Below are 19,017 nucleotides of genomic sequence, written 5' to 3'. Positions count from 1 at the left end.
GCGGGGTGCGGCGCCGCGCTCAACGGCCGCCGTTGTACGGCCCGTACGGCCCGTCGGAACTCGACCCCCGGCGGCGCGGGCCGCGGCCCGTGACCTGCTTCAGGGCCGGGCGGACGTCGACGAAGTAGACGATCGTGGCCACCAGGCCCAGGATCGGCAGGAAGCCCCACACGCCCAGGAACAGGTTCACGGCGACGGCGAGGCCGAGGATGATCAGCCAGAAGCCCTTGTTCTGCTTGTCGGCGGCCCGGTAGGCGTCATCGCGGTGGACCGCCGCGTTCACGAAGGCGGCCGTGGCGAAGACCAGCAGGCCGAGGGAGATAAAGGCCCAGATCGTGTTGAAGCCCTGTACCAGCATGGCCGCCCACCTCTCGTCCGTCCGTGCGCCGCGTACCGTCCGCCGTGCTGCCCACCGTACTCGGCGAACGGCCGGAAGGCGGGGGAGGTGCCCGGAACTCCCGGCCGTTCGCGCGCGCCGCTACCGAGCGCGCCGGCCCGTCACGCCCCGGACTTGGCGGCGTCGGTGTCGTCTGCCTTCTTGGCGGCGGCGGTGCGCTTGGTGCCGCTCTTGCGGGCGGCGGGCTTGGCGTCGTCCTTGGCGCCCTGGTTCGCCGTGGCGGCCTTCGCCTCCTTCTCCTCCTTGCCGGCCGCCTCCGCATCGTCGGACGGCTCGGTGGCCACCGGGATCTCGGCGACGTCGGCGGGCTGCTCGCCGCGCCAGACCCGTACCGCCTCCCGGCCGCGCTCGGCCAGCTTCTCGAAGGTCTCGCCGCCCCGGGCGGCCAGCCCGACGGCCTGACCGACGCCCTGGAGCGCCAGGTCCTGCGCGGTCTGCCCGAGCTTCTTCAGGTCGCCGTCGAGGGACCCGACGAGCCCGGTGACCTTGGCCGTGACCTGCGCCTGGGCTTCCTTGGCCTGCTTGCCGACCCGGCCGCCCAGCTCCTTCGGGTCGGTCTTCCGCAGCTGCTCCAGCCGCCCGGGCGCCTCGGCGACCACCTGTCCGAGCTTCTCGGCGGCGAGGTCCGCGGCACCGGCCGCGGCGTAGGCCGTGTCGGTGGCCGCCTTGCGGATGTCCTGGGTGGTGATGGCCATGCGATGGGTCTCCCGTCTCGCGTTTCGGCCGCCCCGGAAGGGGTCAGCCGGAGGGCTTGCCGTCGTCGTCTTCCTTCGGCCCGTTCTCCCTGCGGAACGAGTCGTAGATGTCCAGCAGCACCTGCTTCTGCCGCTCGGTGATCGAGGGGTCGGCGAGGATCGCACTGCGCACCTCCGCCTCCTCCCGGGCCCGCTCGTCGAGGATCCCGGCCTGCACGTACAGCGTCTCCGCCGAGATCCGCAGCGCCTTCGCGAGCTGCTGCAGGATCTCCGCGCTCGGCTTCCGCAGGCCGCGCTCGATCTGGCTGAGGTAGGGGTTGGACACCCCTGCCGCGTCGGCAAGCTGACGCAACGTCAACTGCGCGCCGCGCCGCTGCTCGCGCAGGTACGCGCCGAGGTTGCCGACGTTGAGCGATGCCATGCGGTCGATGCTGCCGCATGCTGCTAACTTTTGCAAGCGGCTGCTTGCAGGTGTTGCCGCGGGTGGGGCGACGGGCGCGGCTGTTCAGCGGCCGCCCAGGCTGCTCCCGCCGTCCACGTCGAGGACGTGGCCGGTGATGAACCCCGCATCGTCCGACAGCAGGAACGCCACGGCCGCGGCGACATCGTCGGGGGTGCCCAGGCGCCCCATCGGAATCGCCGCGATCGCCTTGCGCTCGCCCTCACTGCCGGCCGGCCGCGCGCGGCGGAACAGTTCCGTCGCCGTCGGGCCGGGCGACACCGCGTTGGACGTGATGCCGTCCGGGGCCAGCTCCAGCGCCCATGAGCGCGTGCAGCCCACGAGCGCGCTCTTGGCGGCCGCGTAGGACGTGCGGTCCCTGGCCCCGTACGTCGCCCGGGAGGTGACGTTCACGATCCGGCCGAACCGCTCCGCGCGCATGCCCGGCACCAGCGCCCGCACGACCTGGACCGAGGCGCGCAGGTTCAGGTCCACCACCTGTTGCAGGACGGCGAGGTCCAGGTCCTCGATGGGCTGGGGGTGGGCGATGCCCGCGTTGTTGACCACCCGGCACACGGCGCGCCCCCGGGTCGCCTCCTCGAGCATGCGGGCGGTGTCCCCGACGTCGGAGAGATCACACCGCAGGAACGTGCCGGGGAACTCCCCCTCGGGCGAGCTCCGGGCCACCCCGATGACCCCGTACCCCTCTTCCGCCAGCCACCGGGAAACCGCCCACCCGATGCCCTTGCTCGCGCCGGTGACCAGAACGTCCTTCATGCCGCCCGCTCCTCACACGTTCACAGCTTTCCGGCCGCTGCTCGCCCCGTCCTCCCGCACGCGGCCCCTTCCGATCATGGTGGCACTCCCCAAATCACCTTCCCCACCGCCCCCTTGCGCACCGAGCCGACGGGCTCAGCGCTTCGGCCAGTGCCACGCCGGCTCGTCCAGCAGTCCCTGCCCGCGGACGGCGGTCCGGCCGGACTCCTTCACCAGTTCGACGACGCGGGCCTCGGGGGCGAGGGCGGTCGTGAGGGGATGGGCATGGGTGACGACCATGACCTGGGAGCGGCGGGCCGCGGTGCGGATGAGGCCGGCCAGGGGTGGCAGCAGGTCGGGGTGGAGGCTGGTCTCGGGTTCGTTGAGGACGAGGAGCTCCGGCGGGCGCGGGGTGAGCAGGGCCGCGGTCCAGATCAGGTAGCGCAGGGTGCCGTCGGACAGTTCGGCGGCGGTCAGCGGGCGGAGCAGGCCGTGCTGGCGCAGCCGCAGGTCCAGCCGGTCGCCAAGTGGATTGATCTCCACCCGGCTGCCGGGGAAGGCGGCGTCGACCGCCGCGTCGAGCGCCTCGGCGTCGCCGGTCTCGCGGATCGTCTGGAGGGCGGCGGCCAGGTCCGCGCCGTCCCCGGCGAGCACTGGGGTGCGGGTGCCGATCCGGGCCTCGCGGGCGGGGGCGTGGGCGTCGGTGCGCACGTGGTCGTAGAACCGCCAGGCGCGGATCCGCTCGCGGACCGCGAGGACATCGGGGGCGTGCCGGGGGTCCGCGACCTCGCTCAGCATCGAGTCGTACGCGCGGAGGGCGCCGGTCCGGCGGTGCCAGCCGCCGTCCGCCGAACGCACCCTGACGTACGGGCCCTTGCGCTCGGACAGGAGGGCGGCCGGGCGCAGCACCGGGCCGCTCTAGACCGCCTCGGACTTGATCTCGGGGTCGAGGGCGAAGAACGACCCGGGGTGGCCGGCCGCGCCGCTCGGGTAGCCGAAGTCGACGGCGTACCCGAAGTCGTCGCCCGCGAAGCCGAGGCGCAGGGCGGCGGCGTCGCGGCCCGCCGTCTTCCCCGGGCCCGCCCAGAGGGTGGAGGGCAGCCCGCCCTCCCGGGCGAGCGCCGCGACCGCGCCGCCGCGCGCCGCGTCGGCGAGCAGGCGCAGCGAGCGGTACAGCGACGACTTGCCGGTGCCGTTGGCTCCGGTGACCACGGTGAGCGGGCCCAGGGGCAGGACGAGGCGGCTCAGTGAGCGGTAGTTCTCGACGGCGAGGGTGATGAGCACGGTTCCGAGCGTACGGAGGGGGTCTGACAACCGCCCGCCCGTCGCCGTCCCCGGCCCGTCACCGTTCCCCGTCCGCCGTTCCCCGTCCGCCGCGCGGGGCCGCGGTGTTCAGGCCGCCGGGGTCTCGGGGGCGGGGACCAGGCGGTGGATGGCCAGCGGCTCGGCCAGGATCTCTTCCAGGACCTTGGCCACGTGGCGGAAGTGCGGGGTGGTGAAGTGCTCGGCGAGCGCCTCTTCGCCCGTCCACTGTTCGACTATCACCATGCGCGCGGGGTCGTTGGGGTCGGTGTAGGGGCGGTAGGCGAGGCAGCCGGGCTCCTCCAGGGACGGCTCGATCATCGCTTCCAGGGCGGTGCGGAGCCGGTCCTCCTTCCCGGGGGCGGCGAGGCATTCGGCGACGACGAAGAGGGACATGACGGGTCTCCTGACGGGTGAACGGGGTGGTTACGGGCGCGCGGGGCCGGTGCCCGCGCCGGTCGTCGTGATGGCGGTGGCGATCTCCTCCAGGTCGGCTGCCGACAGTTCCACCGCCGCCCCGCCGATCCAGCCGTCGATCTGGGCGGGTGTGCGGGCGCCGGCGATGGCGCCGGTGATGCCGGGCCAGGCCAGCACCCAGGCGAGGGCGGTCTCGGCGACGGTGGCACCGTACCGTTCGGCCACGGGCCGCAGCGCGTCTGCCAGCCGGAGGTTGGCGGCGAGGCCGGTGGTGAAGTCGTGGTGGTCGGTCCGCCAGTCGTCCGCGGGGAGGTTCGCGACGCGCTCGGCCGAGAAGGCGCCGGTGAGCAGGCCGGACTGGAGCGGGGAGTAGGTGATCACGCCCGTCCCGTTGGCGTGCGCCCAGGCGATCTCGGCCGCCGCGGAGCGGTTGATCGCGGAGAACGGCGGCTGGACGACGTCGACGTGGGCGATCCGCTCGGCGGCCGCCAGCTGCTCGGCCGAGTGGTTGGAGAGACCGATCGCACGGACCTTGCCCTCGGCCTTCAGATCGGCCATGACCTGCCAGTACTCCTCCAGCGGAGTGGCGTTCGGCGAGACGGCGCCGAAGCCGCCGCCCGCGTACTCCAGCGACTCGCCGGTGTCCGGGTAGTGCACCTGGTAGAGGTCGATGTGGTCGACGCCGAGCCGGCGCAGCGAGTCCTCCAGCTCCCGGCGGACACTGGCCGGCTTCATGATCCGGCGGGGCGCGGCCTGCGGGTGCTCCGGGTCCCACACCAGGCCGGCCTTGGTGAACAGGTACGGGCGCTCGGCGGCGGGCAGCCCGGCGACGGCCTTGCCGACCAACTCCTCGGCGTGGCCCAGGCCGTAGACGGCGGCGGTGTCGATCCAGTTCACGCCCGAGGCGACCGCGTGCCGGATCGCGGCGACGGACTCGGTGTCGTCGGTTGCACCCCAGCCGAAGCGCCAGCCGGGGCCGGCCACCACCCAGGAGCCGAAGCCCAGGCGGGTGATGTCCATGCCGGTGGTGCCGAGGGGGAGGGTGGGGAGGGGGGCGCTGGCCATGTCGGGGCTCCTTGGGGTGGCGATGTGCGTGTGGGTGGGGAGTCGGTCGTCTTTCGTGGCCCTCGCCACGGTGGAGACCGGTTGGTTTCCGTGGCCCTCACCGCGGTGGGGGCCGGTCGTCTTCCGTGGCCCTCACTCTGGCCGTCCGGCGGCGGCCCACCCAGTGGCAGCCGGTGCCTGGGCACGGCATGACCAGGCTGGGGCGGCGACAGCGGGCGGCCCGGACGGCGATACTCGCCGCATGGCACTGGACAGACGCGCGGAGTTGGGCGAGTTCCTGCGGTCCCGGCGGGCCCGGTTGCGGCCCGCGGAGCTGGGGCTACCGGACTACGGAGGGCGGCGGCGCGTACCCGGGCTGCGGAGGGAGGAGCTGGCCCGGCTGGCGGGAGTGAGCGTCGACCACTACGTCCGCCTGGAGCAGGGGCGCACCCTGCACTTCTCCGAGGCCGTCCTGGACGCGGTCGCCCGCGCCCTGCGCCTGGACGCGGTCGAGCGCGAGCACCTGTACCGGCTGGCCCGGCCCTGGTCGGACACCGACCGGCCGGACGGGGCCGCGCCCGCCCAGCGGGTCCGGCCGGGGCTGCGCCGGCTGCTGGACTCGGCTGCGGACGTGCCGGCGTACGTCGTCGGGCGCAACACCGACGTCCTGGCGTGGAACCGGCTCGCGGCGGCCCTCATCACGGACTTCGGCGCGCTGCCGCCCCGGCAGCGGAACCTGGCCCGGCTGGTCTTCCTGGACGAGGGCGTACGCGGCCTGTACGCCGACTGGCGCGGCAAGGCGAGCGACGTCGCCGCCTACCTCCGGCTCGACGCGGGACGGCACCCGGACGACCCGGAGACGGCCGCGCTGATCGCGGAACTCTCGGCCGTGAGCCCGGAGTTCAGGGAGGCGTGGGCCGAGCACCGGCTCAAGGACAAGACGCACGGCCGGTACCTCTACCGGCACCCGGCGGTCGGCGAACTCGACCTGGGCTTCGAGACGTTCCGGCTGCCCGACGACCCGGACCAGGCGCTCGTCGCGCACACGGTGGACGAGGGATCGCCGTCCGACACGGCGCTGCGGCTGCTGGCGGTGTGGGCCCGGGAGGGGCTGCCGTCGGGGCGGTGAGGTCCGGGGGCGCGCGGTGCCGGTGGCCGCGCTCCGGCGCGTCCGCTTCCGTGCCGTTTCCGCGCCCGTTTCCCTGCCCGTACGTGGCGTTGATACGGCGCGTGGAGCTGTGGGCGCCGGGCGCGTGCGGCATGCGCCGGACGCCGGACGCCGGAGATCGGGTGCCGGGTGCCGGTGCCCGCCGCGCGTCCCGCGCACCGGCGGAGTGCCCCGGCGCACCGGCCAGGGCCTGGTGCTGGTGCCTCGGCCTTCACCTGGCCGCGTGTCTTCACGACGGTGGACGAGCTGGGGCAGGCGTCGCTGCACTACCCGCCGCGTGGCGTCGGCACGTTGTGGGAGGCGCGCCCGAGGGAGGTCTCCGACGCCCTGGCAGGGGTGGTGGGCCGCTCGCGTGCGGCCCTGCTGGCCGAACTGGCCGCCCCGTCTCCACCACCGGCCTCGCCCGCCGCACCGGCCTCACTCCCGGTGGCGCCTCGCAGCACCTGAAGGCCCTCCGCACGGTCGGCCTGGTCAGCTCGCACCGCGTGGGGCGGCAGGTGCTGTACGCGCTGACGCGGGCGGGGGAGGCGCTGGTGGCCGCGGCGGGGGCGTGAGGCCCGAGGGTTGGCCTCAGCAGATCCGTTCGTACTCGACCTGGGCGATCGGGGTGCCGTCGCCGTAGTCGACGACGCGGGTCGCGCCGCTCTCCGTGAAGCCGCACTTGGCGTAGAAGCGGCGGGCACGCGGGGTGTCGCGCACGGTCCACAGGTGGACGCGGGGGTGGCCGTCGGCCCGCAGACGGTGCAGCGTCGCGGTCATCAGGGCGGCGGCGACGCCGGTGCCCCAGCCGTCGGGGTGCCCGTAGAAGCTGTGGAGCTCCGCGAGGCCCGGACGGGTCGGGGAGGGGAAGGAGCGGGACAGGGCGGACGGACGGTCGTCGAGCGTGGCGAGCAGCAGCGTTCCGGTCCCGTCCGCGATCCGCGCGTGCCACCGCGTGCGCCGGTCCCGTACGGCGCTCGCGACGAACTCCGGCGCGAAGAAGGGCCCGTACGCCGCCTCCCACGCCGCCGCGTGGATCTCACCGAGGGCGTCGCCGTCGGCCGGGCCGGCTTCCCGTATCGCGATCACGCGGGTAGCGTACCGCGCCCGTTCGGGACAGGAGTTGAGGGAGGTGCGGCCGTTCATGCCGTCGCCGCCGTCAGCGCGAGCGTGCCGACGGCGAGTGCGAAGTAGGTCCCGGGGAAGGCGATGTTGTGGAAGACGCGGGCGCGGACGTGTGCGATCAGGGCGCCGGTGTAGAAGAGGACGAGTCCGACGGCGGCGGCGAGTCCGAGCGGACGGACGCCGAGGAGGCCCAGCAGGAGGCCGGCGGCGCCCGCCGCCTTCAGCGTGGCCAGCAGGGGCACCCACGACCGCGGGACGCGCACCTCCGCCGAGTTGGCGAGGACGAACTCGAGCTTGGCGTAGTCGCCCGCGGCGATGGCGGCGTTGGCGGCGATCGTGAGGACGGTGACGACGGCGTATGCGGTGACCATGCGGATCCGGTTCCGTTCGGGGAGGCGGGCAGAGGGGCGGCGCCGGCCCTTCCAGCGTCCGCCGCGGGCCCGGTTGGCGTCCAATACCCGCGTCCATAACCTGACGGAATGGATGTCGACACACGTCTGCTCCGCTCCTTCGTCGCCGTCGCGGAGGAAGGGGGCGTCACCCGCGCCGCCGAACGGCTGTACGTCTCCCAGCCGGCGCTCACCAAGCAGATCAAGCAGCTGGAGAACCGGCTCGGGACGCCGCTGTTCACCCGCTCCCGCGCGGGCATGACGCTCACCGCGCCCGGCCGCGCCCTCGCCGAACGGGCGCCCGCGCTGCTGGCCCGGTGGGACGCGGCGGCGCGCGAGACCCGGCGGGCGGCCGGGCGGGCCGCCCGCGTGCTGCGCGTCGGCTTCCTGGCCAGCGCCGCCAACGAGGCGACCCCGCGCATCGTCGCGGAGTTCGCCCGCCGACGGCCCGGCTGGCGTGCCGACATGCGGCAGGCCGCCTGGTCGAACCCGTCCGCCGGACTCCTCGACGGCGACGTCGACGTGGCCCTGCTGCGGCTGCCCTTCCCCGGGCAGGAGGCGCTGCACGTCGAGGAGTTGTTCACCGAGCCGCGCTGCGTGGCCCTCGCCGCCGGACATCCGCTCGCCGCGCGGCAACGGATCGCCTTCCACGAGCTGTGGGACGAGCCGTTCGTCGCCGCGCCGCCGGAGACCGGCCCCTGGCGGGACCACTGGCTGGCAGCCGACGAGCGCGGCGGCCGGCCCGTCCGCGTCGGCGCGGTCACCGACCAGCCTGATGAGTGGCTCAGCGCGATCGCCCATGGGTACGGCGTCGCGCTGGCGCCGGAGTCCGCCGCACGGTTCTACGCGCGGCCCGGGGTGGTGTACCGGGCGGTGAGCGGGGTGAGTCCCAGTCGGGTGGGGGTGGCTTGGGGGGTGGGGGAGGAGGGGGATTCGGTGGTGGGGGAGTTCGTTCGGTGCTGCTTGGAGGTGGGTGGGTGAGGGTTGCCCCGGTCCCGCCCTTCCGCCGTTTCCTGGGGCTGTGCCCCAGACCCCGCTTGTCGCGGCTTCGCCGCTCGTCCTCAAACGCCGGACGGGCTGAGTAGTGCCCCCGGCGCGCATTCAGCCCGTCCGGCGTTTGAGGACAGCGCGCGCAGCGCGCTTGGGGGTGCGGGGGCCCAGCCCCCGCGAGAAACGGTGAGAGGGCGGGGCCGGGGCGTCCTCTCCCCGGGTGGAGCGGCGCGTCGCACCCACCGCCACGACGAGCACCACCCCCGACAGCACGACCGCACCCACAAGCACCCCGTACAACCCCTGGGTCACCGCCTCCCCGACCGCCCCCCGCACCCGCGCGGGCAGCTCCGCCAGGGCCGCGGGCGAGAGCCCGCCCCCGTCGGTCAGCCGGTCGGCCGCCGGCCGGCCGAGGCGTGCGGCGAGTTCGTCGCCCATGCGGCTCGTGTAGACGGCGCCCAGGACGGACGCGCCGAGGGTACCGCCGATGGTGCGCAGGAGCGTGACCGTTCCGGCGGCGGCGCCCATGTCGCGCGGGGGCGCGCTGCGCAGGGTGGCGAGGGTGGCGCTCTGCATGACCGTGCCGAGGCCCAGCCCGAGGACGGCCGTCAGCGCCGAGGCGACGGGCTTCGAGGTGCCGGCGTCGAGGACGAACAGCAGCAGCGCTCCGGCGAGCATGAGGACGCCGCCCACGACCGGGACCGGGTGGTAATGGCGGAGCCGCCCCTCGAGCCGGCCGACCGTGAGCTGCGCGGCGAGCATGCCCAGCATCAGGGGCAGCAGCAGCGTGCCGCCCGACGTCGACGAGGCGCCGCGCGCGAGCTGAAGGTACTGCGGGAGGCAGCTGATGACGGCGAGCATGGCGGCGCCGCCGAGGAAGCTCAGGATCTGCGCCGAGACGAAGGTCCGGCTGTGGAACAGGCGTGGCGGGATGATGGGTTCGGCCGCCCGCCGCTCCGCCCGCACGAACCCGGCGAGGGCCGCCGCGGCGACCGCGCCGAGGGCGGCGGTCTGCGGGGACAGCCAGGCGTAACGGGTGCCGCCCCAGCTGCCGAGCAGGGTGAGGGCGAGGATGGTGAGGGTCAGCAGCGTGATGCCGGCGACGTCGACGCGGGCCTTGATGCGCTCGGCGGGCAGCCGGACCCCGGCCACGGTCACCAAGAGGACGACCGCGCCGACGGGCAGGTTGACGTAGAAGGCCCAGCGCCAGCCGACGTGGTCGGTGAGGAACCCGCCGAGCAGCGGGCCGCCCACGAAGGCGACCGGCATCATCACGCCGATCATGGACTGCGAGCGGCCCCGGTCTTCCGGGGCGACCAGGACGCCGATGACGGACAGCGCTCCGACCATCAGGCCCCCGCCGCCCAGCCCCTGGACCGCGCGGAAGGCGATCAACTGCTCCATGTCGGAGGCCATTCCGGACAGCGCGGAGCCGGCCAGGAAGAGGACCACGGAGGCCAGGAACGCGCCCTTCCGGCCGTAGAGGTCGCCGAGTTTGCCCCAGAGCGGGGTGGTCACGGAGGCGGTGAGCAGGTAGGCGGTGACCAGCCAGGAGAGCTGGTCGACGCCGCCGAGGTCGCCGACGACCGTGGGGAGCGCGGCGCTGAGGATCTGGCCGTCGAGCGCCGACAGGAAGATGCCGAGCATCAATCCGAAGACGCCGAGGCGGGGGAACGGCCGGGGCGCGGGCTCCGGTCCGTCCTGTGGGGTGGTGGTCATGGGGTCCCCCGGGAAGGTTCGATGACTGTGGTGGCTGTGGCTGTGGCTGTGGCTGTGGCTGCGGCCGTGGCCCGTGAGCTGGGTGTGAGCGGGCGCCGGGTACGGGCCGGGGTCGTGGCCGCCGGCTCCGGCGTCCGGGACGGACCGCTGGGCCGACGGCCGGCGAGGTGCGACCGCCGCCCCCCGGGCGCCGCCCCCCGGGCGCCGCCCCCCCCGGGCGCCGGCGGTCGCCTCCCCGTCGCCCCCGCCCCCGTACCCGCGCGCCCCCCCGGGCCGACGACGTGCCGGTCGCGCGGAGCCGGTCCGGCCGGCCCGGGCCGCGCCTCAGGCGGCCGCCGCGGCGTAGGGCCCCGCCCGCCGCGCGTCGCGCAGCGCGCCCGCCCACCAGGCCAGTTGGTCGAGCTGGGCCTTGGCCGCGGCCTCGGCGTGGCGGTCGGTCAGGCGGCCGTCGGCGTCGAAGGGGCCGTCGGAGAGCTGGAAGGAGACCGTGTCGCGCAGGGTCGCCGCGTCGAGTTCGGCGAGGACCAGCCGCAGTTGCTCGACGGCGCGCAGGCCGCCGGACCGGCCCCCGTAGGAGACGAAGGTGACCGGCTTGGCCTGCCATTCCCGGTGGTGCCAGTCGATGGCGTTCTTCAGCGAGGCCGGGAAGCTGCGGTTGTACTCCGGCGTGACGATGACGAAGCCGTCCGCCGCCGCGAGCCGGGGCGAGACGGCGGCGAGCAGTTCCGCGGCGCCCTCGGGGGCGGGGCCGCCGAAGGCGGGGAAGACGGTGGGTAGCGGGGTCTCGACGAGGTCGACGAGATCGGCGTCCATGTCGTCCCGCTCGGCGAGGCGGCTCATCACCCAGCGGGCCACGACCGGGCCGAAGCGCCCTTCCCGGGTGCTGCCGTTGAGGACGGCGATGCGCAGGGGGTCGGGGGTGGTGCGGGCTGTGTACGTCGTATCCATGAGCGTACAACGTACACACCAATGTGTACGGCGTCTACCGCTGATACGCTGTACGCGGCATTCGACGGCGGGCCGACGGCCGCCGACAGGACGAAGGAGCGGCGCATGGCGGACGCGAACGGTGCCGACGGCGCCCCCGGCCTGTGGGAACGGCTCGAACGGCCGGCCCCCGCGCCGCGTCCGGCCGCGCTCACCCCGCAGCGCATCGCCACCGCCGCGGTCGCCATCGCCGACGCGGAGGGCCTGGAGGCCGTCACCATGCGCCGGCTCGCCGCCGACCTCGGCGTGGCCCCCATGGCCGCGTACCGCTACGTCTCGGGCAAGGACGAACTCATCGCGCTGATGGTCGACTTCGTCCACGGTGAGATGGAGCTGCCCGACGCCACCGACGACTGGCGGACGGTCCTGCGCGCGGTCGCCGTGCGCACCCGGGCCCTGGCGCTGGAGCACCCGTGGATGGCGCGGGCCGACCATCTCTCGCTCACGCCGAACCAGTTCGCCGTCTCCGAGCGCGTGCTCGCCGCCCTGGGCGGCCTCGGCCTGGACGCTGACACGATGATGGCCGTCTACCGCACGGCCTCCGCCTACGTGCGCGGCGCCGTCGACTCCGAGATCAGCCTGACGCTGATGATGCGCAAGCGGGGCTGGAACACGGGCGACGAGACCCGCGAGGGGCTGGCCCCCGAGATGACCTGGCTCATGAAGACCGGGCGCTACCCCGCGACCCACCGCTACCTGGCGGAGGCCCAGCGCAAGGACGACGCCGAGTGGCGGTTCGAACTGGGCCTGGACTGCGTGCTCGACGGCATCGCGGCCCGGCTGGGCATCTGAGGGCGGCGGCGGGGGTGCGCGGCCGACCTGACAAGCTCTCCGGCGGCCGGCGGACCACCCGCCCCGCCCGTCGCTAGCATGCCGCCGCATGACCATGCGCAGACAGGACGGGTACGAACTCTCGACCGATCCCGACCGCCTTGACGTCGGTCTTGTCCACCACTGGCTGTCCACCGATGCGTTCTGGGCGATCGGCCGCAGCCGGGAGACCGTCGAGAAGGCCGTCGCGGGCTCCCTCAACTTCGGGGTGTACGACCCCGAGGGCCGGCAGGCCGGTTACGCGCGGGTGGTCACCGACCTGGCGACGTTCGGCTGGCTCTGCGACGTCTACGTCTCCCCGGACCACCGCGGCCGCGGCCTCGGCGCCTGGCTGGCGACGGCCGTCCGCGACCACCTCGCCCCGTACCGGCTGAAGCGCCTGCTGCTCAGCACCAAGGACGCCCACGGGCTGTACGCCCAGGTCGGGTTCAAGCCCGTGGCCGACCCGGACTGGCTGATGATGATGGACTTCGGAAGCGACCCGCTCCCGGGCGCCGCCGCCGGCTGACGCCCGGCCGGGGTCAGGCCGCCGAGTCCGCCTGCGCGTCCTGGGACAGCATGCGGCGGGCGCCCCAGGCGCCCAGCGGGGCGAGGGCGGCGTTCAGCCCGTGGCCGTCCTCGGTGAGCGAGTAGTCGACCTTGGGGGGCACGGCATCGTGCACCCGCCGGTGCACGATGCCGTCCGTCTCCAGCTCGCGGAGCTGCTGCGTGAGGACCTTCTCGCTCACGCCCGGAAGGGATCTGCGCAGGGCACCGAACCGGCGCGGCCCGTCGCGGAGTTCCCAGAGGATCAGCACCTTCCACTTGCCTTCGATCACATGCATGGCGGCGTCGATCGGACAGTGATACGGCATCAGCTTGGTCATGACCCCATCGTGCCGCAACGCCCCGCCTCCCGCGCCGTCCGAGGGATGCCGTCCGAGGGATGCCGGCCGAGGGATGCCGTCCGAGGGATGCCGGCCGAGGGATGCCGTCCGAGGGATGCCGTCCGAGGGATGCCGTCCGAGGGATGCCGTCCGACGGATGCCGGCCGGTGGGAGCCGCGGACGCGGCTCAGACGGTGTACGGCCGGGCCTCCCGGGCCTCGCGGAGCGAGACGGCCCACCAGGTGAGCTGGTCGAGCAGCACCTTGGCCGCGCCGGCGGCCCGGTTCCCCGCCTCCTCGTCGAGGTGGCGGCCGGAGGCGTCGAACGCGCCCCAGGGGCTGTGGAAGCTGACGGTCTCGCGGATGGTGACGGCGTGCAGCTCCGCCAGGACCGGCCGCAGGTGCTCGACCGCCCGCAGGCCGCCGGACAGCCCGCCGTAGGAGACGAACGCCACCGGCTTGGCCCGCCACGGGGTCGCGTGCCAGTCGATCAGGGCCTTCAGCGAGGCCGGGTAACTGTGGTTGTACTCGGGCGTGATGATGACGAACGCGTCGGCCCGTTCCAGCCGCGGCGACACGGCGGCGAGCAGCGCGGCGTCGTCCGCGTCCGGCTGCGGGCTGAGCCGGGCGGGGAGCGGGAGGTCGGCGAGGTCGACGACGTCCACGTCGATGTCGTCGCGCTCGGCGAGGTGGGTGCCGAACCAGCCGGCGACGGTCGGGCCGAAGCGGCCGTCGCGGGTGGAGGCGACGATCACGGCGAGGCGGTAGGGGGCGTGCGGCATGGCGGTTCCTCCGGACGGTGAGGGTGAACGATGGGTGGGCCCGGCGTCGTGGGTGCTGCGGGGGCGACGGGGCGACGAGGAAGAGCTTGAAGCCTCAAGCTCACTTGAGGTCAAGCCGGGAGCGCGACGGCTCGTCCCCTGGTCGGAACCGGTCGGACCCCGTCTCCCGGCCGGAACAGGTCGGAACCCGTCCCCCGGCCGGAACCGGTCGGAACCCGTCTCCCGGCCGGAACCGGTCGGAACCCGTCTCCCGGCCGGAACCGGTCAGAAGATGTCGGGGCACCACGGCTGGCGCGGCGTCCGCAGCAGCAGGTCCGCCCGCGCGGCGGCCCCCGGCCGTTCCTCGGTGACGGACCCGGTCGCCACCAGCCGTACGGCCGACTCGTCGCCGAGGTACAGGGACCCCAACGTGCCCGCCCCGAGCGTGAGATCAGCGTCCCGCGTCGTGGACGAGCAGACGGCCCCCTCCCGCCCGGCCTCCAGCAGGTAGCGCCCGGCGGCGTACCCGTCCGGGTCGGTGACCTCCAGGACGAGGGAGCCCTCGGCGGCGTACGTCCGCGCCTCCAGCAGCACCGGCACGTCGAGCGGGCGCAGCCAGAGGAGGTCCGCCTGGCCGGTGATCCGGGCCGCGCGCGGGTCCGGCAGCAGCAGCGGCATGATGTCGTCGGGCGCGCGGTCGCGGGTGGTGACGGTGGTGATCCAGTCGACGGCGAACAGGTAGTGCCACAGGGCGCGTTCGGCGGCCGGGGAGACGGCGATGAGGTCGCGCACGACGGCCTTGTTCTCCGGCTGCATGGCGGTCCACTGCTCTTCGACGCCATAGGTGAGCAGGCCGTCCACGCGCCCCTCCGGAGACCGGTACAGCACATGGAACGGCTCCTTCCAGCCCATGGGGCTGGGGAGGTCACCGGTGGCGAACCGCCACCAGCGCTCGGTGCGGTCGACCACGCCGTGCCGCTGGGCGCGCAGCCGTTCGTGCAGGCCGGGTCCGAACTCGCGGACGGTGGCGCCGTCCGCGAAGTCCACCCGACCGCCGCACTCCGGGCCTGCGTACCGCCGGTCCAGGCCGCCGCGCGCGAGGTGCACCTCCCAGGCGGTGGAGGTGGTGGCCGCGCCGAAGCCGTACCGCCCGTAGATCGGGTACTCGGCGGCGACCAGCGTCGCGGCGGCGTCCCCGCGCTCCTTGGCGGCGGCCAGGTCGCGCGCCATCATCCGGCTGAGCACGCCCCGCCTGCGATGCGTGGGGGAGACGGTGACGTTGGTGATCGCGTTCACGGCGGGCTGCGCGCCGCCGGGCACCGTCAGCCACTGCGGATGGCTGCGGAACGTGCCGACGCAGCGCCCGTCGTCGAAGGCGCCCTGGGTGCGGGCGCGGTCCATGCCCGCCGCGCGGACCTCCACCTCCTCCTTGTCGGGGGTGGGGGAGGTGAGGAAACCCGTGCGCATGGCGGTGACCCAGGAGGTCAGATCGCCGTCATCGATCGTCCGTATCTCAAGTGCCATATGGCGTACGGTAGGCGGGCGCTCCGGGGGAGCGCCCCTGGTTTTCGGGGCGCCCCGAGGGCTTTCCGGGGCGCCGCGTCGGCTTTCCAGGACACCGTGTCGGCTTTCCGGGACACCGCGTCGGTTTGTCGGGACACCGCGTCGGTTTCTCGGTACGCCGCTCCAAGCCTCGGGGGCGCCCCCGGTCGCCTCGTTTCCGGCGCTCAGAACGCCGCGCGGATCTCCCCGACCCGCTCGCCGCCGCCCAGCAGCGGCGCGTCGGCGATCCGGGCGAGGACGGGCGCCTCGACGCCCGCCAGCTCCAGCGCCCGGGCCAGCACCGGGCCGAGGGCCCGCAGCGAACCGTCGTCGATCTTGAACGCCAGGGCCCGGCCGTCCGGCAGCGCCACCGCCTGGACCGCCTCCGCGCCCATCTTCGACAGCGCCCCCGGCACCTCGCGCATCAGCCAGGTGTCGGGACGGCGGGTGCCGGCCACGTACTCCGGGTGGGCGCGCATCGCGTCCGCCACCCGCCGCTCCGGCGAACCGGGCTCGGCGAGCACGAAGTGGCGGAAGGCGCGGGCGAGACCGGTGAGGGAGACGGCCATCAGGGGCGCCCCGCAGCCGTCCGTGCCGACGTGCGCGACGCGCTCGCCGCTCGCCTCCTCGACGACGCGCAGGGCGAGCCGCTGGAGGGGGTGCTCGGGGTCCAGATACGAGTCCACCGGCCAGCCGTTGGCGGTGGACGCGGCGATCATGGCGGCGTGCTTGCCGGAACAGTTCATGGTGACCCGGTCCCGCACCCGGCCCGCGGCCAGGTACGCCTCCGCCTCGGCGGGGTCCAGCGGCAGGTCGGGCGGGGTCTGGAGATCGCCCTCGGTGAGCCCGAACTCGTCCAGCATGGTGCGGACCAGCTCCAGGTGGAACGTTTCGCCCGAATGGCTCGCCGCCGCGAGGGCCAGCCGCTCCCCGGAGAGCTCCAGACCGGCCCGGAGGACGGCCGCGGCCTGCATCGGCTTGTTGGCGGAGCGCGGGAAGACCGGCGCGGAGGGGTCGCCGAGCGCCAGCTCCACACTCCCGTCCGCCCCCAGCAGCACCAGCGAGCCGCGGTGCCGGCCCTCGACGAAGCCGGACCGGACGACCTCGGCGAGAACCGGACGTATCGCGACGTCGTCCGGCGCGGATATCGCGGGCGGGGAAGGGGTGGAGGTGCTCATGGGCCGGGCCTTCCGGGGGCGGGGACCGCCCCCGGGATGTCACGGGAGCAGGTCGTCTACTTGCGCTTCTCCTTCACGGTACCTGCGCGCGATCTCCGCACCGCAATCGTCCGCCGTCCGCTGGAGCTGCCGGCGCCGCTCGGAGACGTGCCGCTCGTAGGCCGCGAGCCGGGCCAGCCCCGCCCGCAGCTCGGCGTCCGTCCGGGCGGCCAGGTCCGACAGGCCGACCTCGCCCAGCGTGTCCTCGGCCAGCCGCCGGTACTCCTCGCCGTGCGGCGTCCCCAGCGTCACATGGCGGGCGGAGGAGCGGTGGGCGGACGGATCGTCCGTGAGGATCTCCGTCAGCCGGTCCACCAGCAGCCGGCGGTCGGATGACGGGGTGCCCGGCGCCGACCGGCGCTCCAGCTCGGCCCGCAGGATGTCGATACGGCCCTGGAGCAGCCGCCGGACGTAGCTGAGGTCCGCCTCCTCCCGCCGGGCCTCCTTGCGCACCGCCCGCAGCTCCGCCAGCCGCAGCTCGCCGAGCTGCCGCACGGGAACGTCCGCGAGCCGCCCGGACCGCTGGCTCGGCGGCCTCGCGTGCAGACTGTCCACGGCGTCCCCGGCTTCCGATGCCTTCGCCCTGAGCGCTTCGAGCGTCTTGGGCGTCTTCTCGGGTGTCTTGAGGTGGTGCTCGATCGGTGTGGTCATGCGGCTCCGTCCCCTCGCGCCGGGTGCGTACGGAACGCTGTGCCCGCATATCGCACCGCCTGCACGCATCGTGCCACTGTGCCCCGCCCGGCCGCAGGCCGTCTCCACCCGAACGGCCCTGAACGGGCGGCCCGACGGCGCCCGGCATCATGGACGGCATGCGTGCTGTGGTGCAGAGGGTGAACGGGGCGTCCGTCGTCGTCGACGGCCGGACGGTCGGCGAGATCGTGGGCGAGGGGCTGTGCGTGCTGGTCGGGGTGACCCACGACGACACCCCCGAGAAGGCGGCCCAGCTCGCCCGCAAGCTGTGGTCCGTCCGGATCCTCGCCGACGAGAAGTCCTGCTCCGACGTGGGCGCGCCGCTGCTCGTGATCTCCCAGTTCACGCTTTACGGTGACGCGCGGAAGGGGCGGCGGCCCACCTGGAACGCGGCTGCTCCGGGCCGCGTGGCCGAGCCTTTGGTGGATGAGGTGGTGGCTCGGTTGCGGGAGTTGGGGGCTCGTGTCGAGACCGGGGTCTTCGGGGCGGACATGAAGGTGTCGTTGACGAACGACGGGCCGTTCACGGTGTTGGTGGAGGTGTGAGGGTGCCCCGGTCCCGCCCCTTCGCCGCTCGTCCTCAAACGCCGGACGGGCTGAACAGTCAGCCCGTCCGGCGTTTGAGGACAACCGCGCGGAGCGCGGTTTCGGGGGTGCGGGGGCTTGCCCCCGCGAGAATCGGCGAAAGGGCGGGACCGGGGCACCCTACGGCTCGACCACGACCTCCTGCGCCGCCGCCGTCCCCTCGCCCACGACCAGCGCCGCGTCCACCGGAACATTCCGCTTCACGAGGGCGAGAGCGATCGGCCCCAGCTCGTAATGCCGCACAGCGGTCGTCACGAACCCGAGCTGCCGCCCGTCAGGCCCGTCAGAGGCCAGCCGCACCGGCGCCCCGTGCCCCGGCAGGTGCACGTCGCTCCCGTCCAGGTGCAGGAAGACGAGCCGCCGCGGCGGTTTCCCCAGGTTCTGCACCCGTGCCACCGTCTCCTGCCCCCGGTAGCACCCCTTCTGCAGGTGGACGGCCGTGCCGATGAGCCCGAGCTCGTGGGGGATCGTCCGGTGGTCCGTCTCCAGTCCGAGCCGGGGCCGGTGGGCCTCGACGCGGAGGGCCTCCAGGGCGAGGGTGCCGGCGGCGGGGCCGTGGTCCGCCGCGAAGGACTCCAGGCGTTCGCGCGGCAGGAACAGGTCGCGCCCGTGCGGCGTCTCGCGGACGACGACGCCGTCGGGGGCCTCGGTGATGGAGCCGGCGGGGAGGTGGACGACGGCGATCTCGTCGGTGCGGTCGGCGACCTCCACCCGGTAGAAGAACTTCATGCTCTCCAGGTAGGCGAGCAGCGCTTCCTGGGTGCCGGGTTCGACGTGGGCCCAGACGGTCGTGCCGTCGTCGACGAGGGAGAGGGCGTGTTCGATGTGGCCGTTGGCGGTGAGGATCAGCGCCTCGGTGGCCTGCCCGGGCGGCAGCTCGCTGACGTGCTGGGTGAGCAGCAGGTGCAGCCAGCTCAGCCGGTCGTCGCCGGAGACGGCGACCACGCCCCGGTGGGAGAGGTCGACGAAGCCGGACCCGTCGGCGAGCGCGCGCTGCTCGCGGAACGGGTCGCCGTAGTGCGCGGCGACGCCTTCGTCCGGGCCCTCGGCGGGGACGGCGCCGGGCAGCGACAGCAGAGGGCTCTTGGATTGACGCAGCATGCGCCCAGCCTACGACTCG

At 74.4% G+C, this 19,017-nt stretch carries 24 protein-coding genes; 6 read left to right on the top strand and 18 right to left on the bottom strand.

Features of this window, described 5'->3' with window-relative positions:
- Positions 1-19: 19 nt before the first annotated feature.
- The 8 genes from K7I03_RS13970 to K7I03_RS13935 all read right to left on the bottom strand — a co-directional run bounded on the left by K7I03_RS13970 (position 20) and on the right by K7I03_RS13935 (position 5,071).
- Positions 20-358, bottom strand: a complete 339-nt coding sequence (locus K7I03_RS13970) for a DUF2516 family protein (RefSeq protein ID WP_185941611.1) — start codon at positions 356-358, stop codon at positions 20-22.
- A gap of 140 nt (positions 359-498) precedes the next feature.
- Complete coding sequence (locus K7I03_RS13965) at positions 499-1,092, bottom strand: hypothetical protein (RefSeq protein ID WP_185941610.1); 594 nt, start codon at positions 1,090-1,092, stop codon at positions 499-501.
- Between the two features lie 43 nt (positions 1,093-1,135).
- On the bottom strand, positions 1,136-1,513 hold the full coding sequence (locus K7I03_RS13960) for a helix-turn-helix domain-containing protein (RefSeq protein ID WP_185941609.1): 378 nt from the start codon (positions 1,511-1,513) through the stop codon (positions 1,136-1,138).
- 84 nt (positions 1,514-1,597) lie between these two features.
- Complete coding sequence (locus tag K7I03_RS13955; protein WP_185941608.1) at positions 1,598-2,308, bottom strand: SDR family oxidoreductase; 711 nt, start codon at positions 2,306-2,308, stop codon at positions 1,598-1,600.
- Between the two features lie 135 nt (positions 2,309-2,443).
- Complete coding sequence (locus K7I03_RS13950) at positions 2,444-3,196, bottom strand: AAA family ATPase (RefSeq protein WP_224347039.1); 753 nt, start codon at positions 3,194-3,196, stop codon at positions 2,444-2,446.
- Between the two features lie 9 nt (positions 3,197-3,205).
- Complete coding sequence (locus K7I03_RS13945; protein ID WP_224347038.1) at positions 3,206-3,571, bottom strand: AAA family ATPase; 366 nt, start codon at positions 3,569-3,571, stop codon at positions 3,206-3,208.
- Positions 3,572-3,679: 108 nt separating this feature from the next.
- On the bottom strand, positions 3,680-3,985 hold the full coding sequence (locus K7I03_RS13940; RefSeq protein ID WP_185941607.1) for a putative quinol monooxygenase: 306 nt from the start codon (positions 3,983-3,985) through the stop codon (positions 3,680-3,682).
- Positions 3,986-4,015: 30 nt separating this feature from the next.
- Positions 4,016-5,071 (bottom strand): aldo/keto reductase, encoded by a 1,056-nt coding sequence (locus tag K7I03_RS13935; protein WP_185941606.1) that lies wholly within the window; start codon positions 5,069-5,071, stop codon positions 4,016-4,018.
- Positions 5,072-5,312: 241 nt separating this feature from the next.
- On the opposite strand from K7I03_RS13935, the gene K7I03_RS13930 reads away from it, so the two are divergent.
- Positions 5,313-6,179: a helix-turn-helix transcriptional regulator gene (locus K7I03_RS13930; protein ID WP_185941605.1), complete on the top strand. Its 867-nt coding sequence runs from the start codon at positions 5,313-5,315 to the stop codon at positions 6,177-6,179.
- Between the two features lie 131 nt (positions 6,180-6,310).
- A complete protein-coding gene (locus tag K7I03_RS13925; protein WP_398858521.1) occupies positions 6,311-6,772 on the top strand; it encodes a helix-turn-helix domain-containing protein in 462 nt (153 codons plus the stop codon).
- Positions 6,773-6,788: 16 nt separating this feature from the next.
- On the opposite strand, the gene K7I03_RS13920 is transcribed toward K7I03_RS13925, so the two are convergent.
- On the bottom strand, positions 6,789-7,286 hold the full coding sequence (locus K7I03_RS13920; RefSeq protein ID WP_185941604.1) for a GNAT family N-acetyltransferase: 498 nt from the start codon (positions 7,284-7,286) through the stop codon (positions 6,789-6,791).
- Positions 7,287-7,339: 53 nt separating this feature from the next.
- A complete protein-coding gene (locus K7I03_RS13915; RefSeq protein ID WP_185941603.1) occupies positions 7,340-7,693 on the bottom strand; it encodes a DoxX family protein in 354 nt (117 codons plus the stop codon).
- A 108-nt stretch (positions 7,694-7,801) separates the two neighbouring features.
- Between K7I03_RS13915 and K7I03_RS13910 the strand changes: the two genes are divergently transcribed.
- On the top strand, positions 7,802-8,692 hold the full coding sequence (locus tag K7I03_RS13910; RefSeq protein WP_185941602.1) for a LysR family transcriptional regulator: 891 nt from the start codon (positions 7,802-7,804) through the stop codon (positions 8,690-8,692).
- Between the two features lie 120 nt (positions 8,693-8,812).
- On the opposite strand, the gene K7I03_RS13905 is transcribed toward K7I03_RS13910, so the two are convergent.
- Together K7I03_RS13905 and K7I03_RS13900 are read right to left on the bottom strand one after the other, a co-directional pair.
- Positions 8,813-10,420, bottom strand: a complete 1,608-nt coding sequence (locus K7I03_RS13905) for an MDR family MFS transporter (protein WP_185941601.1) — start codon at positions 10,418-10,420, stop codon at positions 8,813-8,815.
- 324 nt (positions 10,421-10,744) lie between these two features.
- Positions 10,745-11,368: an NADPH-dependent FMN reductase gene (locus K7I03_RS13900; RefSeq protein WP_185941600.1), complete on the bottom strand. Its 624-nt coding sequence runs from the start codon at positions 11,366-11,368 to the stop codon at positions 10,745-10,747.
- Between the two features lie 105 nt (positions 11,369-11,473).
- Between K7I03_RS13900 and K7I03_RS13895 the strand changes: the two genes are divergently transcribed.
- Positions 11,474-12,199 carry a TetR/AcrR family transcriptional regulator gene (locus tag K7I03_RS13895; protein WP_185941599.1) on the top strand — a complete coding sequence of 242 codons (726 nt, stop codon included), beginning with the start codon at positions 11,474-11,476 and terminating at the stop codon, positions 12,197-12,199.
- Positions 12,200-12,287: 88 nt separating this feature from the next.
- On the top strand, positions 12,288-12,746 hold the full coding sequence (locus K7I03_RS13890) for a GNAT family N-acetyltransferase (RefSeq protein ID WP_185941598.1): 459 nt from the start codon (positions 12,288-12,290) through the stop codon (positions 12,744-12,746).
- 13 nt (positions 12,747-12,759) lie between these two features.
- Here the strand turns inward: K7I03_RS13890 and K7I03_RS13885 are convergent, their stop codons facing one another.
- The 5 genes from K7I03_RS13885 to K7I03_RS13865 form a co-directional block, all read right to left on the bottom strand.
- Positions 12,760-13,104 carry a winged helix-turn-helix transcriptional regulator gene (locus K7I03_RS13885; protein ID WP_185941597.1) on the bottom strand — a complete coding sequence of 115 codons (345 nt, stop codon included), beginning with the start codon at positions 13,102-13,104 and terminating at the stop codon, positions 12,760-12,762.
- 187 nt (positions 13,105-13,291) lie between these two features.
- Positions 13,292-13,885 (bottom strand): NADPH-dependent FMN reductase, encoded by a 594-nt coding sequence (locus K7I03_RS13880; protein WP_185941596.1) that lies wholly within the window; start codon positions 13,883-13,885, stop codon positions 13,292-13,294.
- Positions 13,886-14,149: 264 nt separating this feature from the next.
- Positions 14,150-15,388, bottom strand: coding sequence for a GNAT family N-acetyltransferase (locus K7I03_RS13875; protein ID WP_185941595.1), 1,239 nt, complete (start codon positions 15,386-15,388; stop codon positions 14,150-14,152).
- A gap of 203 nt (positions 15,389-15,591) precedes the next feature.
- Positions 15,592-16,584 (bottom strand): asparaginase, encoded by a 993-nt coding sequence (locus K7I03_RS13870; RefSeq protein WP_185941594.1) that lies wholly within the window; start codon positions 16,582-16,584, stop codon positions 15,592-15,594.
- A 39-nt stretch (positions 16,585-16,623) separates the two neighbouring features.
- Positions 16,624-17,274 (bottom strand): RsiG family protein, encoded by a 651-nt coding sequence (locus K7I03_RS13865; protein WP_185941593.1) that lies wholly within the window; start codon positions 17,272-17,274, stop codon positions 16,624-16,626.
- A gap of 158 nt (positions 17,275-17,432) precedes the next feature.
- Between K7I03_RS13865 and dtd the strand changes: the two genes are divergently transcribed.
- Entirely contained in the window at positions 17,433-17,858 is a 426-nt protein-coding gene (gene dtd, locus K7I03_RS13860; protein ID WP_185941592.1) for a D-aminoacyl-tRNA deacylase, read from the top strand.
- A gap of 159 nt (positions 17,859-18,017) precedes the next feature.
- Here the strand turns inward: dtd and ygfZ are convergent, their stop codons facing one another.
- Positions 18,018-18,998 (bottom strand): CAF17-like 4Fe-4S cluster assembly/insertion protein YgfZ, encoded by a 981-nt coding sequence (gene ygfZ, locus K7I03_RS13855; RefSeq protein ID WP_185941591.1) that lies wholly within the window; start codon positions 18,996-18,998, stop codon positions 18,018-18,020.
- Between the last annotated feature and the right edge of the window lie 19 nt (positions 18,999-19,017).

It is taken from the genome of Streptomyces mobaraensis (genome assembly GCF_020099395.1).
GTDB lineage: Bacteria > Actinomycetota > Actinomycetes > Streptomycetales > Streptomycetaceae > Streptomyces.
The sequence above is the reverse complement of the archived record's forward strand: the minus strand, read 5'-3'. Positions and strand labels throughout refer to the sequence as shown.

Bases quoted from the DNA above. Each gene is read 5' to 3' on its own strand.
- K7I03_RS13960 (WP_185941609.1), bottom strand. From the start codon at position 1,513: ATGGCATCGCTCAACGTCGGCAACCTCGGCGCGTACCTGCGCGAGCAG.
- K7I03_RS13930 (WP_185941605.1), top strand. From the start codon at position 5,313: ATGGCACTGGACAGACGCGCGGAGTTGGGCGAGTTCCTGCGGTCCCGG.
- K7I03_RS13875 (WP_185941595.1), bottom strand. From the start codon at position 15,388: ATGGCACTTGAGATACGGACGATCGATGACGGCGATCTGACCTCCTGG.
- K7I03_RS13925 (WP_398858521.1), top strand. From the start codon at position 6,311: ATGCGCCGGACGCCGGACGCCGGAGATCGGGTGCCGGGTGCCGGTGCC.
- K7I03_RS13915 (WP_185941603.1), bottom strand. From the start codon at position 7,693: ATGGTCACCGCATACGCCGTCGTCACCGTCCTCACGATCGCCGCCAAC.
- K7I03_RS13870 (WP_185941594.1), bottom strand. From the start codon at position 16,584: ATGAGCACCTCCACCCCTTCCCCGCCCGCGATATCCGCGCCGGACGAC.
- K7I03_RS13885 (WP_185941597.1), bottom strand. From the start codon at position 13,104: ATGACCAAGCTGATGCCGTATCACTGTCCGATCGACGCCGCCATGCAT.
- K7I03_RS13940 (WP_185941607.1), bottom strand. From the start codon at position 3,985: ATGTCCCTCTTCGTCGTCGCCGAATGCCTCGCCGCCCCCGGGAAGGAG.
- K7I03_RS13910 (WP_185941602.1), top strand. From the start codon at position 7,802: ATGGATGTCGACACACGTCTGCTCCGCTCCTTCGTCGCCGTCGCGGAG.
- K7I03_RS13955 (WP_185941608.1), bottom strand. From the start codon at position 2,308: ATGAAGGACGTTCTGGTCACCGGCGCGAGCAAGGGCATCGGGTGGGCG.
- K7I03_RS13970 (WP_185941611.1), bottom strand. From the start codon at position 358: ATGCTGGTACAGGGCTTCAACACGATCTGGGCCTTTATCTCCCTCGGC.
- K7I03_RS13965 (WP_185941610.1), bottom strand. From the start codon at position 1,092: ATGGCCATCACCACCCAGGACATCCGCAAGGCGGCCACCGACACGGCC.
- K7I03_RS13900 (WP_185941600.1), bottom strand. From the start codon at position 11,368: ATGGATACGACGTACACAGCCCGCACCACCCCCGACCCCCTGCGCATC.
- K7I03_RS13905 (WP_185941601.1), bottom strand. From the start codon at position 10,420: ATGACCACCACCCCACAGGACGGACCGGAGCCCGCGCCCCGGCCGTTC.
- dtd (WP_185941592.1), top strand. From the start codon at position 17,433: ATGCGTGCTGTGGTGCAGAGGGTGAACGGGGCGTCCGTCGTCGTCGAC.
- K7I03_RS13865 (WP_185941593.1), bottom strand. From the start codon at position 17,274: ATGACCACACCGATCGAGCACCACCTCAAGACACCCGAGAAGACGCCC.
- K7I03_RS13895 (WP_185941599.1), top strand. From the start codon at position 11,474: ATGGCGGACGCGAACGGTGCCGACGGCGCCCCCGGCCTGTGGGAACGG.
- K7I03_RS13890 (WP_185941598.1), top strand. From the start codon at position 12,288: ATGACCATGCGCAGACAGGACGGGTACGAACTCTCGACCGATCCCGAC.
- K7I03_RS13935 (WP_185941606.1), bottom strand. From the start codon at position 5,071: ATGGCCAGCGCCCCCCTCCCCACCCTCCCCCTCGGCACCACCGGCATG.
- K7I03_RS13880 (WP_185941596.1), bottom strand. From the start codon at position 13,885: ATGCCGCACGCCCCCTACCGCCTCGCCGTGATCGTCGCCTCCACCCGC.
- ygfZ (WP_185941591.1), bottom strand. From the start codon at position 18,998: ATGCTGCGTCAATCCAAGAGCCCTCTGCTGTCGCTGCCCGGCGCCGTC.